General features: G+C 67.9%; 26 protein-coding genes. 14 read left to right on the top strand and 12 right to left on the bottom strand.

The features are described 5' to 3' along the window. Positions 1-119: 119 nt before the first annotated feature. Positions 120-305 (bottom strand): hypothetical protein, encoded by a 186-nt coding sequence (locus BM228_RS34130; RefSeq protein WP_167367846.1) that lies wholly within the window; start codon positions 303-305, stop codon positions 120-122. Between the two features lie 325 nt (positions 306-630). Here BM228_RS34130 and BM228_RS27535 point away from each other — a divergent pair, with 325 nt between their 5' ends. The 3 genes from BM228_RS27535 (at position 631) to BM228_RS27525 (ending at position 2,738) form a co-directional block, all read left to right on the top strand. Continuing rightward, on the top strand, positions 631-864 hold the full coding sequence (locus tag BM228_RS27535; protein WP_092045654.1) for a hypothetical protein: 234 nt from the start codon (positions 631-633) through the stop codon (positions 862-864). Positions 865-939: 75 nt separating this feature from the next. Further along, complete coding sequence (locus BM228_RS27530) at positions 940-1,827, top strand: cytochrome b/b6 domain-containing protein (RefSeq protein ID WP_244537329.1); 888 nt, start codon at positions 940-942, stop codon at positions 1,825-1,827. Next, entirely contained in the window at positions 1,824-2,738 is a 915-nt protein-coding gene (locus tag BM228_RS27525; protein WP_092045652.1) for a molybdopterin-binding protein, read from the top strand. The genes BM228_RS27530 and BM228_RS27525 overlap by 4 nt, the downstream gene beginning before the upstream one ends. Before the next feature lie 137 nt (positions 2,739-2,875). On the opposite strand, the gene BM228_RS27520 is transcribed toward BM228_RS27525, so the two are convergent. The 3 genes from BM228_RS27520 to BM228_RS27510 are packed head-to-tail and all read right to left on the bottom strand — an operon-like array spanning position 2,876 to position 5,584. Continuing rightward, entirely contained in the window at positions 2,876-4,042 is a 1,167-nt protein-coding gene (locus tag BM228_RS27520; protein WP_092045650.1) for a hybrid sensor histidine kinase/response regulator, read from the bottom strand. A gap of 8 nt (positions 4,043-4,050) precedes the next feature. Beyond that, positions 4,051-4,476, bottom strand: coding sequence for a response regulator (locus tag BM228_RS27515; RefSeq protein ID WP_092045648.1), 426 nt, complete (start codon positions 4,474-4,476; stop codon positions 4,051-4,053). Then, positions 4,460-5,584 carry a sensor histidine kinase gene (locus tag BM228_RS27510; protein ID WP_092045646.1) on the bottom strand — a complete coding sequence of 375 codons (1,125 nt, stop codon included), beginning with the start codon at positions 5,582-5,584 and terminating at the stop codon, positions 4,460-4,462. Before BM228_RS27510 ends, BM228_RS27515 begins: the two co-directional genes overlap by 17 nt. A 218-nt stretch (positions 5,585-5,802) precedes the next feature. Here BM228_RS27510 and BM228_RS27505 point away from each other — a divergent pair, with 218 nt between their 5' ends. Further along, a complete protein-coding gene (locus tag BM228_RS27505; protein WP_092045644.1) occupies positions 5,803-6,012 on the top strand; it encodes a hypothetical protein in 210 nt (69 codons plus the stop codon). Positions 6,013-6,053: 41 nt separating this feature from the next. After that, entirely contained in the window at positions 6,054-6,689 is a 636-nt protein-coding gene (locus tag BM228_RS27500; protein ID WP_092045642.1) for a glutathione S-transferase family protein, read from the top strand. A gap of 345 nt (positions 6,690-7,034) precedes the next feature. Here the strand turns inward: BM228_RS27500 and BM228_RS35590 are convergent, their stop codons facing one another. Together BM228_RS35590 and BM228_RS35585 are read right to left on the bottom strand one after the other, a co-directional pair. Beyond that, positions 7,035-7,556, bottom strand: a complete 522-nt coding sequence (locus BM228_RS35590; RefSeq protein ID WP_167367845.1) for a sensor histidine kinase — start codon at positions 7,554-7,556, stop codon at positions 7,035-7,037. After that, the gene (locus tag BM228_RS35585) at positions 7,550-8,041 is read right to left on the bottom strand and encodes a PAS domain-containing protein (RefSeq protein WP_244537328.1); all 492 of its coding nucleotides are present in this window, start codon (positions 8,039-8,041) and stop codon (positions 7,550-7,552) included. The genes BM228_RS35590 and BM228_RS35585 overlap by 7 nt, the downstream gene beginning before the upstream one ends. A gap of 470 nt (positions 8,042-8,511) precedes the next feature. Between BM228_RS35585 and BM228_RS27485 the strand changes: the two genes are divergently transcribed. From BM228_RS27485 to BM228_RS27455, 7 genes are all read left to right on the top strand, one after another. Beyond that, positions 8,512-9,114 (top strand): 2,3-bisphosphoglycerate-dependent phosphoglycerate mutase, encoded by a 603-nt coding sequence (locus BM228_RS27485; RefSeq protein WP_208612108.1) that lies wholly within the window; start codon positions 8,512-8,514, stop codon positions 9,112-9,114. Positions 9,115-9,309: 195 nt separating this feature from the next. Then, positions 9,310-10,371, top strand: a complete 1,062-nt coding sequence (locus BM228_RS27480) for a YeiH family protein (RefSeq protein ID WP_092045636.1) — start codon at positions 9,310-9,312, stop codon at positions 10,369-10,371. A gap of 101 nt (positions 10,372-10,472) precedes the next feature. Further along, complete coding sequence (locus tag BM228_RS27475) at positions 10,473-11,612, top strand: adenylate/guanylate cyclase domain-containing protein (protein WP_092045634.1); 1,140 nt, start codon at positions 10,473-10,475, stop codon at positions 11,610-11,612. Positions 11,613-11,808: 196 nt separating this feature from the next. Then, positions 11,809-13,032: a molybdopterin-dependent oxidoreductase gene (locus BM228_RS27470; protein WP_092045632.1), complete on the top strand. Its 1,224-nt coding sequence runs from the start codon at positions 11,809-11,811 to the stop codon at positions 13,030-13,032. An 11-nt stretch (positions 13,033-13,043) separates the two neighbouring features. Then, complete coding sequence (locus tag BM228_RS27465) at positions 13,044-13,382, top strand: c-type cytochrome (RefSeq protein WP_092045631.1); 339 nt, start codon at positions 13,044-13,046, stop codon at positions 13,380-13,382. Between the two features lie 185 nt (positions 13,383-13,567). Further along, the gene (locus tag BM228_RS27460; RefSeq protein ID WP_092045629.1) at positions 13,568-14,551 is read left to right on the top strand and encodes a beta-propeller fold lactonase family protein; all 984 of its coding nucleotides are present in this window, start codon (positions 13,568-13,570) and stop codon (positions 14,549-14,551) included. A gap of 78 nt (positions 14,552-14,629) precedes the next feature. Further along, on the top strand, positions 14,630-15,715 hold the full coding sequence (locus BM228_RS27455; RefSeq protein WP_092045627.1) for a molybdopterin-dependent oxidoreductase: 1,086 nt from the start codon (positions 14,630-14,632) through the stop codon (positions 15,713-15,715). A gap of 4 nt (positions 15,716-15,719) precedes the next feature. Here BM228_RS27455 and BM228_RS27450 read toward each other — a convergent pair whose 3' ends face one another. The 5 genes from BM228_RS27450 to BM228_RS27430 are packed head-to-tail and all read right to left on the bottom strand — an operon-like array spanning position 15,720 to position 18,726. After that, positions 15,720-16,091 carry a YidH family protein gene (locus BM228_RS27450; RefSeq protein WP_092045625.1) on the bottom strand — a complete coding sequence of 124 codons (372 nt, stop codon included), beginning with the start codon at positions 16,089-16,091 and terminating at the stop codon, positions 15,720-15,722. Then, positions 16,088-16,978: a LysR family transcriptional regulator gene (locus BM228_RS27445; RefSeq protein WP_092045623.1), complete on the bottom strand. Its 891-nt coding sequence runs from the start codon at positions 16,976-16,978 to the stop codon at positions 16,088-16,090. Before BM228_RS27445 ends, BM228_RS27450 begins: the two co-directional genes overlap by 4 nt. Then, entirely contained in the window at positions 16,975-17,784 is an 810-nt protein-coding gene (locus tag BM228_RS27440; RefSeq protein WP_092045621.1) for an anti-sigma factor family protein, read from the bottom strand. Before BM228_RS27440 ends, BM228_RS27445 begins: the two co-directional genes overlap by 4 nt. Then, positions 17,781-18,290, bottom strand: coding sequence for an RNA polymerase sigma factor (locus BM228_RS27435; protein WP_092045619.1), 510 nt, complete (start codon positions 18,288-18,290; stop codon positions 17,781-17,783). Before BM228_RS27435 ends, BM228_RS27440 begins: the two co-directional genes overlap by 4 nt. A 43-nt stretch (positions 18,291-18,333) precedes the next feature. Continuing rightward, positions 18,334-18,726: a COG4315 family predicted lipoprotein gene (locus BM228_RS27430; RefSeq protein ID WP_092045617.1), complete on the bottom strand. Its 393-nt coding sequence runs from the start codon at positions 18,724-18,726 to the stop codon at positions 18,334-18,336. Between the two features lie 181 nt (positions 18,727-18,907). Here BM228_RS27430 and copM point away from each other — a divergent pair, with 181 nt between their 5' ends. Beyond that, positions 18,908-19,360, top strand: a complete 453-nt coding sequence (gene copM, locus BM228_RS27425; protein ID WP_092045616.1) for a CopM family metallochaperone — start codon at positions 18,908-18,910, stop codon at positions 19,358-19,360. Beyond that, on the top strand, positions 19,357-20,793 hold the full coding sequence (locus BM228_RS27420) for a YncE family protein (RefSeq protein ID WP_092045614.1): 1,437 nt from the start codon (positions 19,357-19,359) through the stop codon (positions 20,791-20,793). Before copM ends, BM228_RS27420 begins: the two co-directional genes overlap by 4 nt. A 328-nt stretch (positions 20,794-21,121) precedes the next feature. Here BM228_RS27420 and BM228_RS27415 read toward each other — a convergent pair. Further along, positions 21,122-21,763, bottom strand: a 642-nt coding sequence (locus tag BM228_RS27415) for a transporter (protein WP_139234228.1), incomplete at its 5' end; no start/stop codon positions are given.

Below are 21,763 nucleotides of genomic sequence, written 5' to 3'. Positions count from 1 at the left end.
GCCGACCATGGACTGTCAAAGATCGGCAACGCCGAGCTGTCCGCAGCGCCGTGGGCGATTTCGTCGCAATCCGGCCCGGGCATAGGGATGCTCTTGATGGCGCGGGAGACCGCACGCGGCTACGATGGGCGCTGGAAGAGCGGCGCGCCGTCCCAGACCAAGGCCGCCACCGGCAGGCCGACCTTCAGATTCCCGCGTACCAGGGTGAGCCCTGATCCTTTCGATAGCCGCCCTTGCTGCGCCGGCCCGGGCAGCGTGTCGCTTGGTGTCGTCTTGCGCATCGAGAACTTGTTGATAGTCGGCATGGCCGTCTGGCGCATCTTCGGCGATGCCCTGGGGCCTCAGGTATTGGCTCGCGGCCTCGGCATGGACGTCACTGATGCGGCAATAAGATTGGCCGCCATCACACCTTTCCTTGCCGGGGCTAAAACTTTCCGGAGCGAGTCTCCGTACATGTCGGCGTACGCCCGACCAGGGCGCGGCGTGGGGCCCTGCTTCAGCGCCGGCAAAGTTGCGCCCAGCCGGCATCGGGCGCAGATATTTTATTCGTAAAATCAGGAACTTGCGACGCGTTTCTTCCCTTGCCTCCCCGTGCGATTGGGGATTCCTTCCCCGTACAGGAGACGACGAATGAAGATCACCACCCTCACGCTCGCCGCTACGGTCCTCGGCGGCCTCGTGCTCGGAACCGGCGCAGCTTCGGCGGCCCCGATGGGACCGAACGGCCTTCAGTCCGCCCCGGCCGGCATCACCCAGGTCCGCATGAGCAGCAGCGAGCGCATGATGATGAAGAAGCGCATGATGCATAAGAAGATGATGAAGCGCCGGATGATGAAGCGGAAGATGATGATGAACCGCATGTAAGCGGCCATCATGAACGCGGCGGCTCGATCCTCGGGTCGGTCGCCGCGCCCCCGTCCTGCAGGATCCGCTGCCCTCGTGCCCCGCACTTACCTGACGCGTACCGCACCCGACACGGGCGAGGTCGAACACCGGCGCTGGATGTTTCGGCACCCGGTCGTCATACGCGTCACCCATTGGTTCAACGCGCTTTGCCTGCTTGTCCTGCTGATGAGCGGCCTGCAGATCTTCAACGCCCACCCGGCCCTGTACTGGGGTAAGGTCTCGACCTTCGACACGCCCCTCCTGGCGATGTCCCAGACCGAGGATGACCCGCCCAAGGGTGTCACTACGGTCCTGGGGCGGACGTTCGACACCACCGGCTGGCTTGGCTCGTCCACCGGGAGCGACGGCGAGGCTGCCGACCGCGGCTTCCCCGCGTGGCTGACCCTGCCGAGCGACCAGGACCTCACCGGTGGGCGCAGCTGGCATTTCTTCTTCGCCTGGGCCTTCGTCCTGAACGGCGCCCTGTACCTGCTCTACGGCCTGCTCAGCGGGCAGCTTCGGTTCCGGGTCATCCCGCAGCGTGACCAAGTCCGCCACTTCGGCGCCTCGGTATGGGAGCACCTGACCCTACGCTTCCCGCAGGGCGACGAGGCCAAGCGCTACAACGTCATCCAGAAGCTGACCTACGCCGTGGTGCTGTTCGTGCTGCTGCCGGTGCAGGTGCTGGCCGGCCTGGCGATGTCGCCGGCGATGGACGCAGCCTTTCCCTTCCTCCTGACGCTGTTCGACGGCCGGCAATCGGCGCGCACGGTCCACTTCGTCGTGGCGGCCCTGCTGGTCCTGTTCGTCCTCGTCCATGTCGCTTTGGTCGTGCTCTCGGGCTTCTGGAACAACATGCGCGGCATGCTCACCGGATGGTTCGTGATCGAGCGCAAGGTCGAGCCGGCCCCCGCCGCAGATGGCACGGGACGCGCCTCATGACCCGCCCGCCCAGCCGCCGCGCAATCCTGCTTGGCGCCACCGCTGCGGCCGGCACCGCGATGCTCGGCGGCTGTGACCGGCTCGGCGAGGCGGAGTGGTTCCGGCGCACGCTCAAGACCGGCGAGGACGCCAACCTGTTCGTGCAGCGCCTCCTCCTGACGGATCGCACGCTGGCACCCGAGTTCACCGAGGCGGACATCTCGCCGTGGTTCAAGCCGAACGGCACCGAGGACCCGCCCGACAAGTCGTACAAGGCGCTCGCGAGGCGCAAGTTCGAGACCTACCGCTTGGAGGTCGACGGCCTGGTCGAGGACCCGCTCAAGTTGTCGCTGGCCGATTTGCGCAAGATGCCGTCCCGCACGCAGGTCACCCGGCACGATTGCGTCGAGGGCTGGAGCGCCATCGGCAAGTGGACCGGCGTGCCCCTCGCGGACCTGCTTTCCCAGACCCGCCTCAAGTCCCAGGCACGCTACGTCGTGTTCCACTGCGCCGATACGATGGATCAGGGAGACGACACCGGCACCGACGCGGACGATGCGGACGCGGCGACGTCCGGCGGAAACGCCAACCCCGCGATGACCAAGCAAACGGGCGGGGGTGAGGACAAGCGGGACTCCGGCGGACAGCAGGCCGCGGACACCGAGCCGGCCACCGAGCCGGTGCGCTACTACGAGAGCATCGACTTGGTGGATGCGTTCCACCCCCAGACCATCCTCGCCTACGAGTTGAACGGGAAAGCACTGCCGGTGGCGAACGGCGCGCCCCTGCGCCTGCGGGTCGAGCGCAACCTCGGCTACAAGCAGGCCAAGTACGTGATGCGGATCGAGGTGGTCGAGAGCTTCGCCGACATCGGGGAGGGCAAGGGCGGCTACTGGGAGGATCAGGGCTACGCCTGGTACGCGGGAATCTGAGAGAGACACGGGCCGGTCGCATCGAGAACCTTATCGGGCGGGAATAGCCGGCGGACACGTGCCGCGGCGCCTCCACTGGCCGCAACGGGGTGCGGCGCCTGGAACTTCGATCCCCGAGGCCTGCTCTGATCAAACCGTCAGGATGCCGTGGCGAGCGGTGCGGCATGCACGATGCCGGATACGGGCAGCCGGAACAGGAAGGTCGTCCCCTGGTCGACGGCGCTCCTGACTTCGAGCACGCCACCCTGGCGCTCGACGAGGTCCCGGCACAGCAGCAGGCCCAGGCCGCTCCCGCGCTCGCCCGCCGTCCCGTTCGTCGTCGTCCGCCGGTCCAGCCTGAACAGGTCGTCCACCCTGCCCGGCGGCATGCCGACGCCGGTATCCGTGACCGAGATCTCGACCTCGTCGCCCTCACGTCGGGCGGCGACCGTGATGGTGCCGCCGGGCAGCGTGAACTTGATCGCGTTGCTGACGAGGTTGCGCAACACCGTGGCGAGCATGTCCCGCTGCGCCCGCACCACCGTGCGGCCGCAGGACGCTTCCAAGCTCAGCCCCTTGTCCGAGGCGGCCTCGGCGGCTCCCTTCAGGACGTCTCCTGCCAGGGTGCCGAGGTCGACGTCGGTGAGGGTGACCGCCAACGTGTCCATCTGCAGGCTCGCCCAGGAGAACAGGCTCTCCAGCAGGGCGTAGGCCTGCGTCGCTGCCTCGTGGATACCTTTGGCGCGACGCTCGATGGAGGCGGGGTCGCGCGCCGCGACGGCCTTTCCGAGCACTTCCGACAGTCCGAGCAGCGCCTGGAACGGGTTGCGCAGGTCGTGGGCGATGATCGAGAACAGCAGCGACTTCTGCCGGTTCAGCGTGTCGAGTTCGAGGGACTTCGCCTCCGCCTCACGACGGGCTTCGGCGAGTTCTGCCTGGAAGGCGCGTCGAGCCTCGGCGAAGCGGATCGCCCGCGCCAGGCCGGAAGGCGTGACCTCGGCCTTGTCGATGTAGTCCAGCGCGCCGGTCCGCATCAGCCGCGTCGCCAGGTCCGGGTCGGCCTCGCCGGTCAGCATCAGCACCGCCCGCGCTTCGCCCTCGGCCGCCAGCAGGGTCTTCAGGAGCGCGAACGTGTCGATGCCCGGCAGGCGATAATCGAGCAGGATACAGTCGAACGTTTCCTCGGAGGCGAGGCGCTCGCCATCCTCGCCGCCGGCGGCCTCGGTCAGGGTGTGGGCGAGGCCGGACTTGGCCAAGGCCCGCCGCACGGCCGCGCGGTCAACCGCGTCGTCGTCGATCAGGAGGATGCGGGTCGGGTTCGTCACGATGGGGACTATGCAGGAAACTCGACCACCTTCCAGTAGTGCTCCAGGAGCGCCACCGCTTCCATGAAGGTATTGGCCGGGTCGCGCTTGACGATGTAGCCGGCGACGTTGTGCCCGTAGGCGCGCATCCGGTCCTCGTCGGCCTTCGACGTGGTGATCATGAACACCACCGCCGAACGCAGGTCCTGGTCGGCGCGGATCGCCTCCAGGAACTCGATGCCGTTCATGCGCGGCATGTTCAGGTCGAGCAGGATCAGGTGAGGCCTCGGCAGCTTGGTATGTCCGTTCTCGCCGCGCAGGATCTCCAGGGCCTCGACGCCGTCGCGGGCGACCGTGATCGGGTTGCCGATCTTGCTCTTCTTGAAGGCGCGCTTGAGCCCCTGAACGTCGACCTCGTCGTCGTCGACCAGCAGAATGTTAACCGTCGAGCCCATCCGCCTGTCCCTTCCGGCCGTCTCGCGGCCACGTGAAATGCACCGCCAAGCCGCGCCCGTCGGGCCCGTCGGAGAGCCAGATCTTGCCACCCTGGCGGTCGACCAGCTTGCGCACGATGGCCAGCCCCATGCCGCTGCCCTCGACCTCGTCGCGGGGCTTGAGCGTCTGGAACATGCCGAAGACGCGCTCGCGGAACTGCTCGGGTATGCCCGGCCCGTCGTCGGTCACGACGAACTCGACCTCGTCCCCCGCCGGCTTGGCCTCGACCCGGATATGCCCCCCGGCCGGTCGGTCGTGATGCTTGATGGCGTTGCCGATCAGGTTCTGCAAGGCCTGGGTCAGCGGGGCCCGGGCCGCCCGCAACGTCGGCAGGGTGTCGTCTGCGGTGATTGCGAAGCCTTCGGGAGGGCTGACCAGGATGGCGAGTTCCTCGACGAGCGCCTTCGTGTCGACCGTGTCCATCGCCGCGTCGGCCCGTCCCGCCCTGGAGTAGGCTAGGAGGTCGTCGAGCAGGCTGTCGAGCCGCCGCACCCGGCTCTTGAGCAATTCCATGTTGGTCTGGACGTCGCCGGTCAGCGAACCCTCCAGGTCCTCCTCGATCCAGCCGACGAGGTTCTCGATGCCGCGCAGCGGCGCCTTAAGGTCGTGTGAGGCGACGTAGGCGAACTGCTCCAGCTCCTCGTTGGATCGGCGCAGGTCCATGGCGTGACGGGCGAGCCGGCGCTCCAGCCCCTTGCGCTCGGTGATATCGGTGTTGGTCCCGAACCAGCGCAGGATGGCCCCGTCCGGCCCGCGATGGGGTTGTGCCAGCGACAGGAACCAGCGGTACTCGCCGTCGGCGCCCCGGAGCGGGAAGGTGTCCTTCCACGGCTCGCCGGTCCGGAACGCCTCGCTGATGCGCTCCACGACGCGCTCGACGTGATCGGGGTGATGGACGTCGCGCCAGCCCCAGCCGAACATCTGCTCGATGGTGGTGCCGGTGTAGTCGTACCAGCGCTGGTTGTACCAGATGATGTCGCCGTTCGGCTCGGCGACCCAGGCCATCTGGGGCAGCGCGTCGGCGAGGGCGCGGAAGTCGTCCGTGGTGAGGTTCGCGGCACGCTCCACGCGCGGGTCTCCTAACGATGGGCTCGGAATGCGGTCGGTCCCGCATACCCCCAGACGAGATGCGCGTCACCGGAGCGTGCCCGGGCCGCCAAGCCACGCAGGCGGGCAAGTTTTCTGGGATCCGAAAGCCGTGGACCGCATGACCGCCGGGAACCGCCTTGCTTCAGGAAAATTGGCTCCCAGAGCCGGGCCTGCAACCGGTAGGGAGGAATTAGACGATGTCGGCGGATACCGAGAAGCACCGCGCGCTGTTGGCGGCCCTGAAGGACGCACAGGGCAAGGGCGACGGCTCCTTCGAGCGCGCCGTGACCGATGCCTTCGAGCACGTCTTCGAGCACCTGGGACGCCTGAACGATCACGTGTCCCTCGGAGGCCCCGACGGTGGCGACCCCCATCTGAAGCCCGGCGAATCCGCGACCCTTCGATAGGGACTCAGACCGCCGGAGGACGCAAAGCGAAAGGGACGCGCATGATCACGCTTTATACTTGGTCGACCCCGAACGGTCGCAAGATCCCGATCATGCTTGAGGAGTGCGCGATACCCTACACGGTGGTGCCGGTGAACATCGGAAAGGACGAGCAGTTCGCCCCCGACTTCCTAAAGGTCTCGCCCAACAACAAGATCCCGGCCATCGTCGACGACGAGGTGGAGGGCGGTACCCTTTCGGTATTCGAGAGCGGTGCGATCCTCACCTATCTCGCCGAGAAGACCGGGCACTTCCTCGCACACTCTGGGCCTGCCCGCTATAAGGCCCTGGAGTGGCTGCACTGGCAGATGGGCGGGCTGGGTCCGATGCTGGGCCAGCTCGGCTTCTTCGCGGTACGCTCCGACGAGAAGGCGCCGCTCGCGATCAAGCGGTTCACCGACGAGGCCGACCGCCTGCTGCACGTCATGGACAAGCGGCTCGGCGAGGAGGCCTACCTCGCGGGCGCGGACTACTCCATCGCCGACATCGCCTGCTACGCCTGGACCGTGGCGGCCACGTCGTTCCTGAAGGAACCACTCGCTGGCACGCTCGGCGACGTCCCGAACGTGCATGCGTGGTTGGCCCGGGTCGGCGAGCGGCCTGCCGTCCGACGCGGCATGGAGGTCCCGAAGACCTGAGGCGCGGAAACTCGGCGGCCTGGAAGCATGAGCGGCAATAGCTTCCTGGGTGTACGGGAAGTCGCCGGTGTCTTCGTAGACCGGGTTTGAGAAGATTTTTGAGTTGCTCACGGTGACGATGCGGCCGGGGAACTGGCGACTGCGCACCCACATCGCCGGATTTGTCCCCTGAACCGCGGGCCACGGGCGGATTGTCTACTCGGAACGCCGTCCCGACGCCCACGAGCCGCGACCGCGATACGGTCGCCTCCGCAACGCTTCATGCCGAACCAGCGGCTCAATTCAAATAGCGGTCGGCCCCGCGCGGGGAGCGTCGATCGCGGTATCGTTCCGACTGGAAGTCCTTCAGCCGCGTCCGAGCGGGACCCTGACATGGACGCGCAATCCGTCGGCATCGAACTTGATGTCGACCTCGGCCGCGACCTGTGCGGTCAGGATTTTCATGAGGAGCCGGGTGCCGAAACCCTCGCGGGTCGGCAGGGTCGGCGGCGGCCCGTCATGCTCGTTCCACGTCCAGGCCAGCCAGGGACCCGTCTCCTCGACCTCGGCCGCCCAGGTTACCTCGACCCGCCCGCCTGGATCCGCCAGGGCCCCGTGTCGGAAGGCGTTGGTGGTGAGTTTGTGCAGCGCCATGCTGACGGGCACGGCGAGGTCGGAGGGAAGTAGCAGGGGCGGTCCTCGGAGTGAGATCCGCCCGCCGTCGGCGTAGGGGTCGAGCTCGGCCCGCAGCAGCCCCTCAAACGAGGCAACCTGCGCTTGGTCCTCGGTGATCAGTGAGTGCGTCCGGGCCAGCGACATGATGCGACCGCCGAAGGCGCTTGAGAACTCGTCCATCGTGACGGACGAGCGCAGGGTCGCGTTTAGCACGGCCTGGACCGTCGCGAGAGTGTTTTGACCCGATGATGGAGCTCGCGAACCATCAGGGATTGGCGATCCTCGAAGCCGCGGCGGTCGGTGACGTCCCGCTGGGCCGAGACCCAATGCGTGATCTGGCTGTCGCCGCAGTGCACCGGCGTGATGAGCCACTCGACCATGTAGGTCGAGCCGTCCTTGCGGTAGTTGACCGCCTCGCCCCGTGCGGGTTCACCGGCCTGGAGCGAGGCGCGGAGCTGGTCGAGCACGGCGCGGTCAGTCCTCGGTCCCTGCAGGAACCGTGGCGAGCGTCCCAGCACCTCCGCTAACTCGTAGCCGGTCATGTCGGTGAAGGCAGGATTGGCGTACTCGATGCGGGGGCCCGGCTCATCGAGCTCGGCCGAGGTGATCAGGATGGCCTCGCCGGACGCCTCGACCGCCGCCTGAAGCAACCCGGGGGCGATACCGCCCGGGCCGTGTTCCTCGCTCCGCACCGGCATCCCCCACGTCCCTAACATCACGGATGTGAGCCCTGGCCTGAACGCGCCTGGGAATACCGCGAACTGGTCAACTTGCGGCGCCTGGGACGGTTTCGTCGGTGGCTGAGGTGTCGCAAGCCGGCGTCGTTCGTCGGCCGTATTGCGAAAGAACGACGACACAGAACCTCGACGCCTTCGTCCCGCACTTATCGAAATTTCTGGGGCCGCTGCGTTCGAAAAAACTTTGCCGTTGATGGTCCTTACTGCGCGGGAAGAAAGCGCTCCAGGATCGAGGTTGCCGCCATTCTCGGAAAAGGTCCGGATAGGCCGAATACGCAAGAGTCGCAGGGAGGAATATGATGTGCGGCCTTGCTCGCCATCCGTTGCGCGGCCGGGGCAGCATCCGGATGCCGACTTCATCAGAGGCGATGCGACCGGCGCAAAAGTGCTCTGCCTTGGGAGACAGAGTGATTCACGATCGCAAAGCCCCAATCACGCGACGTCTCGTGCTGGTCCGGCATGGCCAGAGCGTAGCCAACCGATCCGGTCTGTTCACGGGATTGCTGGACTCGCCCTTGACCGAGCAGGGTCGGATAGAAGCCGTGGCAGCCGGGAGGCGTTTGGCCGAGCGCAGCTGGCGCTTTTCCGATGCCTTCACCTCGACGCTGACGCGGGCCGTCGTGAGCGGCCGGCTTATCCTCGATACGCTCGGGCAACCTGGATTAATCCCTCAACGCTTCGCCGCGCTCGACGAGCGAGACTACGGCGACCTCAGCGGGCTCGACAGGACCGCCGCCGATGCGCGCTGGGGGGCGGAGCGGATCGAGACCTGGCGGCGCTCCTACGCCGAGGCGCCGCCGAACGGTGAGAGCCTGCGCGATACCCTCGCCCGCATCGTGCCATGCTACCTCCGATCCATCCTACCGGCGGTCATGGGCGGGGACGTGCTCGTCGTCGCCCACGGTAATTGCCTGCGGGCGCTCGCTATGGCGCTCGACGACCTCAGCCCGGCGGAGGTCGAGCACCTCGAACTCGCGACGGGCTCCGTCAGGATCTATGAGTTTGCTGCGGATACGACGATCGAGGCCCGCTAGATCGACAGTTGAATGCGCCTGTCGGCCCCCCAAAATGGATCTCCGCAAGCTGCAAAGGAAGCCTCCTTTCATCTATTCAGTTGATGGGAATTATCTAATCATTCCGTTGGAGTGAACGAAAGGGAAGTGGGATTCTCCGGCATCACATCGGAGCCATCCATGCCCGCCCCCAGACTTGTCTCCCACCCTCGATCGATGCGTGCCCTGGCCGGCACGAGAGCCATCCTTCCAGGACTGAGCCTTTGCGTGGCAGTTACCGCCGCAGCGGTCGGCTTCGAGGCCGTCGAGACGCACCTGTTCGGTCGCGCTTGGCTCGAAGCCCTGGTGCTGGCAATCCTGCTCGGGAGCGCGATCCGCACCGCCTGGACCCCGTCGCAGCGTTTCTTTCCCGGCATCGCCTTCGGGGCCAAGACCGTGCTGGAGATCGCGGTCGTTCTGCTCGGGGCCTCGCTCAGCCTCACGACGATCCTCGCCGCCGGTCCAGGCCTGCTCTTTGGCATCGCGGGCGTCGTCGTAGCCGCGATCCTGTCGAGCTACGGCATCGGCCGGGTGCTCGGGCTGCACCCGCGCATGGCGATCCTCGTCGCCTGCGGCAACTCGATCTGCGGGAACTCCGCCATCGCCGCCACGGCCCCGGTGATCGGCGCCGACGGCGAGGACGTCGCCGCCTCCATCGCCTTCACCGCGGTGCTCGGCGTGCTGGTGGTGCTCGGCCTGCCGCTGCTGGTGCCGCTGCTCGGCCTGTCGCCGATGCAGTACGGGGTGCTCGCCGGCCTCACCGTCTACGCCGTGCCCCAGGTTCTCGCCGCCACCGCGCCGGTCGCGGCGCTCAGCGTCCAGGTCGGAACCCTGGTGAAGCTCGTCCGGGTGCTGATGCTCGGCCCGGTCGTCCTGGTGCTCTTCCTCGGCGCGAGCCGGCTGCGCGAGGAGACCGACGAGGCCGCCCCCGGCGTCACAGTCGGCGACCGCCCGGCCCGCGGCGGCCTTGCGATCCAGCGCCTGGTGCCGTGGTTCATCCTCGCCTTCCTGGCGCTCGCGGGGCTCCGCTCGGCCGGGCTGATCCCGCAGGTCGCCCTCGCGCCGATGTCGGAGACCGCCAACGTGCTGACCGTGGTCTCGATGGCGGCGCTCGGCCTCGGGGTCGACGTGCGTAGCGTCGCCAAGGCCGGGGCGCGGGTGACCCTGGCGGTGGTCGCCTCGCTCCTTGCCATCGCCGCCGTCAGCCTCGGCCTGATCCATGTGCTCGGCCTTGTCTGATCCGCGCTATGGCATCGATCTGACTTCTCGATGGGAGAACTGCCGTGACACGTTCGTCCCAATCTTCGTCCGAGGCGGTCGCGCAGGCGACAGGATGGTTGATGGGGCCGGGTCGCAAAGCGGCGGACGCGGCAGCCCTTCTCGACGGTTTCAGTGCGTGCCTCTCGGGGCTCGGCCTGCAACTGGCCCGCGCCACCACCCACGCGCCGACCCTGCATCCCTCGTTCCAGTGGGTAATGCGCGTCTGGCATCCAGGAGCGCCGAGCATAGCCCTGCGTCGCCGCCACGGCATCGAGGGGACGCCGACCTTCCACGGCAACACCGTCGAGCACGTGGTCGAGACTCGTACCCCGTTCCGATACCGTCTCGACGGGGATGGGCTGCTGCCGTTTCCCGTGCTCGGCGAGCTTCGCGACGAGGGTCTGACCGACTACCTCCTCGTGCCGCTGCGCGCCGCGCGTGGACGCATGGGCGCCGCCTCCTGGGCCACGGTGAGACCGGGCGGCTTCACGCCGATCGAGATCGACACGTTGCTGGCGCTGGTCGAGCCGTTCTCGCTGCTGTTCGAGATCAAGGCGCTCGACGACATGCTCGGCGCGGTGCTGAGCGCCTATGTCGGGCGCGACCCGGCGCGGCAGATCCTGGCCGGCACGGTGCGGCGCGGAGACGTGCGCCTCATGCGGGCCGCGATGATGCTGACCGACCTGCGCGGGTTCGGTGAACTGTCCGACCGGCAAAGCCCCGACCATATCGTGGCCGCCCTCAACCGGATGTTCGATGCCATCGTGCCGGCCGTCGAGGCGGAAGGCGGCAAGGTGCTAAAGTATATTGGTGACGGGCTGCTGGCCGTGTTCGATGCCGATCGCGACGAGGCCGAGGCGCGCCGTGCCGCCTTGCGTGCCGCCGAGGCCGCACTCGATGCGCTTGCGACCCTGCGCGACGGTGACAGGGCTGCCTTTGAGGTCGGCGTCGCACTTCATGTTGGGGAGGTCGCCTACGGCAATATCGGCGGCGGCGACCGGGTCGACTTCACGGCGATCGGCCGCGATCTCAACGTGCTCGCTCGCGTCGAGCGCCTGTGCAAGACCTACGACACGCCGCTGATCGCCACCGACACCTTCCTCCACGGCCTGGCGCATGCCCTCGAACCGCTCGGCATTGTCGCCCTTCGCGGTTTCGCCGAGCGTCACGCCTTGTTCGGGCATCGCAGGGCCGCGCCTGTCGAAGCACCGGCGGTTTGACGTCGAGACGATATCTAGCACCACCGGCGCGGAGATCCAAAATTCTCAAATCATCGCGTTGGGAGATCGTTCGCATCGCGAAAGACCGTTGGTGGGAATAAAACGCATCCCGTAGCATCTCCCTAGTCGCAAGGAATCGCCACGGGTCCGGTGCCCTCGAACGCATCGACGCCGACGAACTTTGAAGGGAGAGACCATGCACGGATTGGACAGACCGACGAACCGCCGCCTCCTGTTAGGCGGGCTCGGGCTCGGCAGCCTCGCCGCCGCGATGCCGGCCTGGGCCGCGGGCTCGGTGAAGCTGCCGCTACCCGGCGGCCCGGATGTGCGGGATCTGACCACGGCCTTTCCCGGCAAAGGCGAGATGATCCTCCAGCGCACCCATCCGCCGCTGCTGGAGACGCCGTTTGCGGTGTTCGACGAGGGCGTGTTCACCCCCAACGACCGCTTTTACGTGCGCTGGCACTGGGCCTCGATCCCGACCGAGGTCGACGCCGGCACCTTCCGGCTGAAGGTCCACGGCCATGTCGAGAAAGAACTCTCGCTCTCCCTCGACGCCATCGCCGGCCTTCCCCGCTTCGAGATCGCCGCGGTCAACCAGTGCTCGGGCAATTCGCGCGGTCTGTTCGAGCCGCGAGTGCCCGGCGCGCAATGGGCCAACGGCTCGATGGGCAACGCCAAATGGACCGGCGTGCGCCTCAAGGACGTGCTCGAACGGGCCGGGGTGAAGGCCGGCGCCGTGCAGGTTCGCTTCAGCGGCCTCGACGAGCCTGTGGTCGACGACGCGCCAGACTTCAAGAAGTCGCTCGATCTCGACCTCGCCAACAATGGTGAGGTGATGATCGCCTACGCCATGAACGGCGAGCAGCTGCCGCTGCTCAACGGCTTCCCCCTCCGCCTCGTGGTGCCGGGCTGGTACTCGACCTACTGGGTCAAGATGCTGTCCGACATCGAGGTGCTGGACAAGCCCGACGACCAGTACTGGATGAAGACCGCTTACCGCATCCCGGACGTGCCGGGCGCCAACATCAAGCCCGGCCAGACCGGCTTCAAGACGGTGCCGATCAACAGGATGGTGCCACGCTCGTTCGTCACCAACCTGCAGGACGGCGCAAAGGTGGCGGCTGGAACGCCCGTGGTCGTTCGCGGCATCGCCTTCGGCGGCGATTGTGGGGTGAAGACGGTCGAGTTCTCAGGCGACGGCGGGGCGACGTGGTTTCCAGCACAGCTCGGCGTGGACGAGGGCCCCTACAGCTTCCGTCGCTTCGAGGGCAGCCTGCCGGCGCCGGCCGCCGGCACCCACACGGTCAGGGTCCGCTGCACCAACACCAACGGCGTCGCACAGCCCAAGGAACGGGTCTGGAACGGGGCCGGCTTCATGCAGAACGGCATCGAGGCCGTGTCCTTCCAGGCCGCTTGAGGAGAACAGCCATGACCCCGATCCGCTCTGCGGCCCTCAGCGTCGCGCTCATACTGTCTCCCCTGGTGGCGCTCGCCACCCCGGCTCCCGAGCCGATGCGCTTCACCTCGCAATCGATCGAGATGCCGACCTCCGACCGGATCTTCCCCGACGGGCCCGGGGCCGAGGCGGTCAACAACAACTGCCTCGCCTGCCACTCGGCCGGGATGGTGTTGACCCAGCCCAAGCTCTCGAAGGCGCAGTGGACCGAGACCGTGAACAAGATGGTTCACGTCTACAAGGCTCCGGTCGATCAGGCCGACGTGCAGACCATCGTCGACTACCTCACGGCGTTGAAGCCGACGCCCTGAACCCCCGAATCCCGAGGCCGCCGCGCTTTTTCCGCCGGCCTCGGGGAATAGACCGCGCTCGCTGGCATCTCTCTAAGGCGATGCAGGGCCTGACCGGTCCCGCAGGACGCAATCCGATTTCGAACCCGCCCGCACGGCCGGCCCCAGGCCGCCGAACGAGGGCGCATGCCCGAGAGACACGCTTCATGACCCACGTCCGTACCAGCCTCCGCGGCCTCCTCGCCGGAGCCGCCCTGCTCCTCGCCCAGGGCCAGCCCGGGTTCGCCGCCGGCTTCGACGGCGCGATCAAGAACAACGCGCTGGCCCTGAACGCCGCCGGGACCGTCGCCGCTGTGTCGAACAGCGAGGAGAGCAGCGTCATCGTCTACGATGTCGCCAAGGGCACCGTGCTGCGCCGCCTCGATGGCTTCGTGACCCCGCGCAACATCGTGTTCGCACCGGACGGCGCCCGCTTCTACGTCTCCGACAGCGGCACCGGCCGGATCACGGCCTACGAGACCGCCACCGGCAAGGAGGCCGGCGTTCTGGCCGCCGGGCCCGGGGCCTTCGGCACGGTGCTCTCGGCCGACGGGGGCAAGCTCTACGTCAACAACGAGGCGGCGAGCACGCTGACCGTGTTCGACACCAAGACCATGCTCGCCGAGGCCGTGATCCCCGGCTTCGCGCAGCCGCGCCAGGGCGTGAAGCTATCGCCGGACGGCAAGACCGTGTTCGTGACGAACTTCCTCGGCGACAAGATCACCCTGGTCGACACCGCCACCAACAAGATCACCGGCGAGATCGCCGGGTTCGACAAGCTGCGCGCCATCTCGATCACCAAGGACGGCAGGACGATGTTTGCCGCCAACAGCGGCCGCAACACCATCGGTGTGGTCGATGTCGCCGCCCGTAAGGTCACCTCCGAGGTGGCGGTGGGCAAGGACCCCTACGGCGCCGCGCTGACCCCGGACGGGCGCTTCGTCTATTCGGGCAACCTCAAGGACAACTCGCTCTCGGTGATCGACACCGGCACGCTCAAGGTCGTCGCCACGGTGACCGGCCTGAACGAGCCGCGCCAGGCGATCGCGTTCTCGGCCGACAACGTCCATGCCTACGTCCTCAACCGCGACCTCAGCGTCGCCGTGGTCGATCGCGCGAAGAACGTAGTCGTCTCGACGATGAAGCCGTGAAACGACGCGTGCCGGGGGCCTTATCGCCCCCGGCGCGTTCTCGTCGTCGACACGTCACGAACGCAGGACAAAGACCCCATGCTCGGCCTGTTCCAGCGCAAGGACCGCCTGATCGTCCACGGCGAGGCGCCCTACAACGCCGAGCCGCCGCTCGATCGCCTGCGCGCGGCCTTCCTCACCGATCAGGCCGACTTCTACGTCCGCAGCCACGGCGATATCCCGGACCTCGATACCGACAGCTACCGCCTGACGGTCGACGGTATGGTCGCCGCGCCGCTCGAACTGTCCGTCGCCGACCTCAAGGCGCGCTTCAAGCCCGTCACCGTCACCGCGGTGATGCAATGCGCCGGCAACCGCCGGGCCGACATGCTGGCGGTGGCCCCGGTCTCCGGCGATCCGTGGGCGCCCGGCGCCATCGGTAATGCGGAATGGACCGGCGTGCGGCTCGCCGACGTGTTGCGCGCCGCTGGAATCGACGCCAGCCGCGAGCGGCACGTCGCCTTCGAGAGCCACGACCGGATCGCGGACACGGACACGCGCTTCGGCGCCTCGATCCCGCTCGCCAAGGCGCTGGCCCCCGAGACGTTGCTCGCTTTCGCGATGAATGGCGAGCCTCTCGCCCCCGAGCACGGCCACCCCCTGCGCGTGGTCGTTCCGGGATTTGCCGGTATCCGCAGCCCGAAGTGGCTCGCCCGCATCTCGGTTCAGGACCGGCCCTCCGACAACCCGATGCAGGCTGACGACTACAAGCTGTTTCCGCCCGACGTGACGGCCGAGACCGCCGACCCGGCCCACGGCATCACCATCGAGGCGATGCCGCTCAACAGCGCGATCTGCGAGCCCGCCCGCGGCGCGGCGTTGAAGGCCGGCCGGCACGCGATCCGCGGCTATGCCATCGCCAGCGACCGCGCGGTCGCCCGCGTCGACGTCTCGACGGATGGCGGCCGCAGCTGGGCGCAGGCCCGGATCGAGCGCGATGCCGACGCGCCCTACGCCTGGACGTTCTGGGAGATCGAGCGCGAGCTGACGGCCGGCGAGCACGAACTTGCGGTGCGTGCCTGGGATTCGGCCGGCCAGACCCAGCCTGCGGCGCCGGACGACACCTGGAACTACAAGGGCTACCTCAGCGCCGCATGGCACCGGGTGCGGGTCACCGTGGCCTGACCCCTTACGCCCAGAGCAAGGCGGTGGCCGCGAGGCCCGAGATCGCGATCAGCAAGGCCGCGATCCCGATGGTGAGGATGCGCGGCATCATCGGGATCTCGGCATGGGCGAGACGCGCCCGGATCGCCCGGTCCCGCCATGCGGCGCCGGCGAACGAGGCGAGCGCGCAGGCGATCAACGTGAGCGACAGCACCTTCAGCGGCCAGACCGCCAGCACCTCACGCAGGAAGCGCTGCGCGGCCAAGCCGACGCCCAGGAAGGCGAGCCCGGTGCGAAGCCACGCCACGAACGTACGCTCGGCTGCCAGCACCGTCCGGTCCTCGGCGAGCCTCACCCGCGGGTCGTCGGGGGGCACGAGTTTCGCGGGCTCGCTCATTTGATGTTCGCCGTCGCGATCAGGTCGAGAAGCGCGTCGGCGGCCCGGCTGCGGTAGCGCTCCTTGTGGCACAGCACCCGGAACGGCCGGCTCGGTAAGTCGAACGCCGCCCGGACCAGGGTCCCGGTTCGAAGCGATGCGGCGACCACGGTCTCGGACAGGACGGCGGCCCCGCCCCCGGCCTCGACGGCGGCGCGCACTGCCTCGTTCGAGGGCAGTTCGAGCATAACCCGGAGCTGGGCCGCGGCAAGGCCGGCCGCACCCAGGGTCGCCTCGAAGGCCGAGCGGGTTCCCGATCCAGCTTCGCGCAGCACCCAGTCGGCCCCAGCGAGGTCTTCGGGTGCGAGTGCAGCCGCCCCGGCGAAGGGATGGGCCGGGGCGACCACGAGGACGAGTTTGTCCTGGGCGATGGTCGTGCTTGCGAGCGTCGGGTCGTCCAGCGCCCCCTCGACGAAGCCGAGTTCGGCCTGCCCCGCGCGCACCGCGTCGGCGGCGTCGGTGGTGTTGCCCACCGCCAACCGGATAGCGATCTCAGGGTAGGCCCGGCGGAAGGCGACGAGGTGGCGAGGCAGCCAGTCGCTGGCGATGGTCTGGCTGGCAAAAAGCGCCAGCGTCCCACGCCGCATGCCGCTGAGGTCGGCGAGCACCAGTTCGGCCGCCTCGGCGCGGGCGAGCACGGCGCGGGCCTCGACGAGGAACACACGCCCCGCCTCGGTCAGCTCGATCCCGCGGCCAACCCGGTGAAACAGCTTGGCCGCGTGCCGCCCTTCGATGTTGGCGATCGCCGTGCTGACCGCCGATTGGACGAGGTTCAGCGCCTCGGCAGCCCGGGTCACGTGCTGCCGCTCCGCCACGGCCACGAAGATGCGAAGCTGATCGAGGGTCATGGCTGCCGTCGATCCGGCGCGAGGCCGCGGACGTGCGCATCGACCGCCTGCGCGACGGAGAGCAGCCGGGCCTCGTCGGTGCGGCCGGTGATGACGTAGGACATGCCACCATCGACCCAGGAGAAGGCAGCGATGTCGCCCTCGCGGGCGAAGCGGAAGAGCGTGCGGCCGTCGCCGTCACCGACGCGGCTGTAGAGCGTCAGCCGGGTGCCGCGGTCGTCGTCGTACATCAACATCGCCGCGGGCTCGGTGCCGGCCGGCAACAGGCGCCCGCCCATCAGCCGGAAGCCCTGCGCCGAGAGGTCGGGGGCCGCGACCGCGTGACCGAGACGCTTCGAGAGCCACGTCACGAGGTGGGGCTTCTCGTCGGCGCGCACCTCCACCGGATGCACCGCCTCGACCACGAAGGTGCGGAAGGCTGCGACCGCGTCCTGCGTCGCCGGTGCCTCCGCCACCGCCGCCGCCGCGGGCACACCGTGCAGGGCATGGCCGACCCAGCCGCCGGCACCGCCGAGCGCGAGGCAGAGCACGGCCGCAGCCGCCATGGGGAACCAGCGTGCGCCAGGGTACAGGTGTCGCGAGCGGATGTTGGCCACCCGCAGTCGCGCCGGGATCGCCTCCTCGGCGATCGGCGCGAGGCGGGCGCGCAGGCGCTCGCGCAGAACTCGGTCCGTCGAGACTTCAGCCGCACGCGCGGGGTTCCCCGCGAGCCACGCCTCGACCAGCGCCTGCCGCTCCGGTTCAAGGCGGCCGTCGATCAGGCCGTGCAGATCGTCCTCGCCGACCGGGCGCGGATCCCCGCTCATTTCACCCTCCTCAGCAGGCCTGTCCGGCCCGTCTCCAAAAATCCGCGCATCCGCGTGCGCGCCCGGCTCAATCGTGACATCACCGTGCCGAGCGGCACCCCGAGCACCTGTGCCGCTTCGGCATAGGACAGGTCCTCCACCGCCACGAGGAGCAACACCGAGCGCTGCTCCTCGGGCAGGGTGTCGAGCCCGGAGAGTACGTCACGGGCTCCCAAAGCTGCCCCCGGGTCGGCGCTCGGATCGGGCACCTGATCCAACGCTTCCGCGCCGAGATCGGCGCCGCGCCGGCCCCGGCGTCGGACGGCGGCGAGGAACAGGTTGCGCTCGATCGTGAACAACCACGCCCGCAGGTCGCCGTCGCGGCGACGCCCGGACCAGGCGGACAATGCCCGCTCCAGGGTGTCCTGGACGAGGTCGTCCGCCGCTTCGCGATCCCGAAGAAGCGCGACCGCGTAGCGCCGCAGGGCCGGGATCTGCGGTTCGATCAGGGCGGCGATCTCGTCCAACGACGTGTCCCAATCAGAGGGAGCCGATCCGGGCATTCACCGATCAGGGCTTTGCGATGTGCCACGCACCGTTGAGGAAGCCGTCACCGGTGGTGTCGCCCGGCTTGGTGTCCTTGGCGAAGGTGTAGAGCGGCTTACCCTTGTAGGCCCACTGCATCGTGCCGTCGTCCCGGGTCACCGTCGTCCAATCGCCGGAGGCCGCCGATCCGGAGGCAGCCGTCAGGGCCGGCCAGTTGGCGGCGCAGGGGCCGTTGCACATCGACTTGCCGCCCATGTCCTTGTCGAAGGTGTAGAGGGTCATGCTCTTGGCATCCACGAGCGCCGGCCCCTTGGCGGTCTCGGCCGTGATGGCGGGCGCGGCGGCCTGGGCGGCCTGGGCGGCCACGGCGGAGAAGGCGACAGCCGCGAAGGCGGTACGGATCAGCAGATTGCGCATGGGTGAAGTCTCCCGCGGTCGAGCATGACCGCATCGGGAGGGATGCGGAACGGGCGCCTTTATTCCGCTGACACACGAAAAAAGGCGATCCCATCGGCGCGAACGCTTTTTCGGCCCCGCCGCGGAATAAAGCCGGTCCTCTGGCATCCCTTCCATCGATACCGGATCGCGAGGAGGCCGCATGCGCGGATCACTGGGATTTGCCGTGACGGCGGCGCTGATGGCGAGCGGCCTCGTCGGCGTCCGGATGATGATGCGCCCGACGCTGGCCGCCAGCGAGCCTCCGGCCGCGTCGTCAACGTCGTTCGACGCGATGATGGCGCAGTCGATGACGCGGATGCACGCCGACATGATGGTCCCGCCCTCGGGCGATCCCGACCGCGATTTCGCCGCGATGATGATCCCCCACCACGAGGGCGCGATCGCGATGGCCAAGGCGGAGCTGCTCTACGGCAAGGATCCGTTCCTGCGTCGCCTCGCGCAGGGAATCGTCGTCGAGCAGGGCCAGGAGATCGATGTGATGCGCCGTGCGCTCGCCAGTCTTCCCAAAGCGCCGCAGCCATCGACTGGTGCGACCCATTCCCACGACCACGGTGCGGCCCCCGCCGCCATGCCCTCGGAGACCCGCCGATGAAGACCGCCCTGACTATCCTCGCCCTCGCGCTGCTCTCCGGCCCGGCGCTCGCCGGGCAGGCCCCGGGCGCAGCTTCCGCCCCGGACGTGCCGGTTAGCGGCAAGGATCGGTTCTACACCTCCGACCAGTTCTCCAACACGGTCTCGGTGGTCGATCCCGCCGCCAACACCCTGCTCGGGGTGATCCGGCTCGGCGACCCGACGCCGATGAACCTGAGCCCGCTCTATCGCGGGCAGCTTCTGGTTCACGGCATGGGCTTCTCGCCGGACCACAGGACCCTGCTCGCGGTCTCGATCGGTTCGAACTCCGTGAGCTTCATCGACACGGCGACCAACGCGGTCCGCCACACCGCCTATGTCGGCCGCTCGCCGCACGAAGCCTTCTTCACGCCGGACGGCCGAGAGGTTTGGGTGAGCGTGCGCGGCGAGGACCATATCGCGGTGCTCGATGCCGCCACCGCCAAGGAGACCCGCCGGACCACCGTACCGAACGGGCCCGGCATGACGATCTTCTCGCCGGACGGCGCCTACGGCTACGTCTGCTCCAGCTTCAGCCCCGAGACCGTCGTCATCGACACCAAGACCCACACCATCGTCGGCCGCGTGAAGCAGGAGAGCCCGTTCTGCCCTGACATCGCCGCGACGCCGGACGGCAAGCAGGTGTGGTTCACCCTCAAGGATGTCGGCCGCACCCAAGTGTTTTCGGCGCGTCCGCCCTTCGCGCCGCTGAAGACGATCGAGACCGGGCCGATCACCAACCACGTCAACATCGTCTCGACCAAGGCCGGCCAGTTCGCCTACGTGACGATCGGCGGCCTGAACCAGCTCAAGGTGTTCCGCACCGACGACTTCTCTCAGGTCGCCACCATCGCGACCGGCGCCCTGCCGCACGGGCTCTGGCCCTCGGGCGACGGCAGCCGCGTCTATGTCGGCCTGGAGAACGCCGACATGGCGGCGGTGATCGACACGGCGTCGAACACGGTGATCGCTGAGGTGCCGATCGGGCAGGGTCCGCAGGGCGTCGCCTACGTCCCGAACGCCGTGCCGGAGGGCGACGGAAAGCAGAACCTCCAGCCGCTGGGTGCTGCCGGCAAGACCAGCGCGCTGACGCTCACCGGTTCCGATGACAAGCCGGCGACGCAGGTCACCCTGTTCGACCAAGGCGTGCTGCAGACGCTGCAGGCCGCGGTCACGGGACTGCCCGCGAAAATGCCCTTCGTGCTGGCGCTCGCCGCCGATCCGAAGGGAGCGACCGGCCTGGAGCCGCTCGCCGCCTTCATGACCAACCCGGCCGGCGCGGCAATCGTCAACGCGATCGGCCCGATCCGACAGGTCACCCGCACGGATGCCGGCGCTAGCCGGCGCTACCTCGTGGTGGTCTCGGGCAAGCCCGGTGAACTCGGCGGGGTCGTCCAGATGCAGACTGTGGATTGATCGAGTGGGGGGCGCTAGTTCGGAAGGCGAACACTCATAAGAGTACCTTGGCGGCGCGAGCCCAGTTTCGATGTCTGCTTTCGAGAACGACGTCGGACTGCTTCTACGGCGCAGTTGGGTCGAAAGCGGGAGGGCTGGTTAGGGTAGATTTCGGCTGGCCCGCTTCTGGGCGACACTGCGTAAAAGCGGATATGGTCGCCGCTCCTGCTCACGACCAACCCTGAGTCCTGCTTGATCCGATCCATTCAGACATGCAGGACTCGGCAAGGGACGTTCGCGCATCCATCGCAGGTGAGAACGCCTCTCATAACGCATGTCCAAAACGATTTCAGAACTTGCGCAGGATCGGGCTAGGCTGAGGAGCCTCGTCTTTATCCTGGTAGATCGGCACGGTTACGCGCAACCAGCCGCGTGTCTCAAGTCCTGCGTAATTGCGCTGAACAACATCCCGCGTAACGTAGGCCTGGAGATTGACCGGGCCGAAGTTGTAACCCACGAGGCCGCCCACTGCGAACTGGCCTTGCCGAGCATAGGACGGATTGTTGGTTGGAAGGTCGGTCGATCCGAAGGCTACCGGCCCGATTTCCCACTTGCCAAAATGCTTGGTGGCCGTGAGGTCGAGGTTGAGGAAGTCGGGGTAGAATGTACCGCTGGCCGATCGCGTATCGAAGAAGGTGCCGTACAGGAAGTTGCCTGTCAGGTTCCAGCCATCGCCATTGTATGTGATGGCGAAACGTTGGTGCAGAACCGGATTTTGGATGACGATCTTGGTCTCGCTGGGTAGGTAGGCCCCGAGCAGGTAGCTGAAGTTGATATTGTTACCGAGCTTCCAGGCCACTTGCGCAGCGAGCAGCGTCTGGCCGAACCCGCTCTGGTACGCCGCGCCCCGTGTGCTCGAAGCTGTGATCGGCTGTAGCACGACAAGTTGCAGCCGTCCGCCGACCACCTCTGCCGGTGTCGCCCAGATGAA

The organism is Methylobacterium pseudosasicola (genome assembly GCF_900114535.1).
GTDB lineage: Bacteria > Pseudomonadota > Alphaproteobacteria > Rhizobiales > Beijerinckiaceae > Methylobacterium > Methylobacterium pseudosasicola.
Note: the sequence above shows the minus strand (reverse complement) of the source record. Positions and strands in the feature narration are given on the sequence as shown.

Bases quoted from the DNA above. Each gene is read 5' to 3' on its own strand.
- BM228_RS34130 (WP_167367846.1), bottom strand. From the start codon at position 305: ATGCCGACTATCAACAAGTTCTCGATGCGCAAGACGACACCAAGCGAC.
- BM228_RS27535 (WP_092045654.1), top strand. From the start codon at position 631: ATGAAGATCACCACCCTCACGCTCGCCGCTACGGTCCTCGGCGGCCTC.
- BM228_RS27525 (WP_092045652.1), top strand. From the start codon at position 1,824: ATGACCCGCCCGCCCAGCCGCCGCGCAATCCTGCTTGGCGCCACCGCT.
- BM228_RS27515 (WP_092045648.1), bottom strand. From the start codon at position 4,476: ATGGGCTCGACGGTTAACATTCTGCTGGTCGACGACGACGAGGTCGAC.
- BM228_RS27505 (WP_092045644.1), top strand. From the start codon at position 5,803: ATGTCGGCGGATACCGAGAAGCACCGCGCGCTGTTGGCGGCCCTGAAG.
- BM228_RS27500 (WP_092045642.1), top strand. From the start codon at position 6,054: ATGATCACGCTTTATACTTGGTCGACCCCGAACGGTCGCAAGATCCCG.
- BM228_RS35585 (WP_244537328.1), bottom strand. From the start codon at position 8,041: ATGCCGGTGCGGAGCGAGGAACACGGCCCGGGCGGTATCGCCCCCGGG.
- BM228_RS27480 (WP_092045636.1), top strand. From the start codon at position 9,310: ATGCGTGCCCTGGCCGGCACGAGAGCCATCCTTCCAGGACTGAGCCTT.
- BM228_RS27475 (WP_092045634.1), top strand. From the start codon at position 10,473: ATGGGGCCGGGTCGCAAAGCGGCGGACGCGGCAGCCCTTCTCGACGGT.
- BM228_RS27470 (WP_092045632.1), top strand. From the start codon at position 11,809: ATGCACGGATTGGACAGACCGACGAACCGCCGCCTCCTGTTAGGCGGG.
- BM228_RS27465 (WP_092045631.1), top strand. From the start codon at position 13,044: ATGACCCCGATCCGCTCTGCGGCCCTCAGCGTCGCGCTCATACTGTCT.
- BM228_RS27460 (WP_092045629.1), top strand. From the start codon at position 13,568: ATGACCCACGTCCGTACCAGCCTCCGCGGCCTCCTCGCCGGAGCCGCC.
- BM228_RS27455 (WP_092045627.1), top strand. From the start codon at position 14,630: ATGCTCGGCCTGTTCCAGCGCAAGGACCGCCTGATCGTCCACGGCGAG.
- BM228_RS27450 (WP_092045625.1), bottom strand. From the start codon at position 16,091: ATGAGCGAGCCCGCGAAACTCGTGCCCCCCGACGACCCGCGGGTGAGG.
- BM228_RS27445 (WP_092045623.1), bottom strand. From the start codon at position 16,978: ATGACCCTCGATCAGCTTCGCATCTTCGTGGCCGTGGCGGAGCGGCAG.
- BM228_RS27440 (WP_092045621.1), bottom strand. From the start codon at position 17,784: ATGAGCGGGGATCCGCGCCCGGTCGGCGAGGACGATCTGCACGGCCTG.
- BM228_RS27430 (WP_092045617.1), bottom strand. From the start codon at position 18,726: ATGCGCAATCTGCTGATCCGTACCGCCTTCGCGGCTGTCGCCTTCTCC.
- copM (WP_092045616.1), top strand. From the start codon at position 18,908: ATGCGCGGATCACTGGGATTTGCCGTGACGGCGGCGCTGATGGCGAGC.
- BM228_RS27420 (WP_092045614.1), top strand. From the start codon at position 19,357: ATGAAGACCGCCCTGACTATCCTCGCCCTCGCGCTGCTCTCCGGCCCG.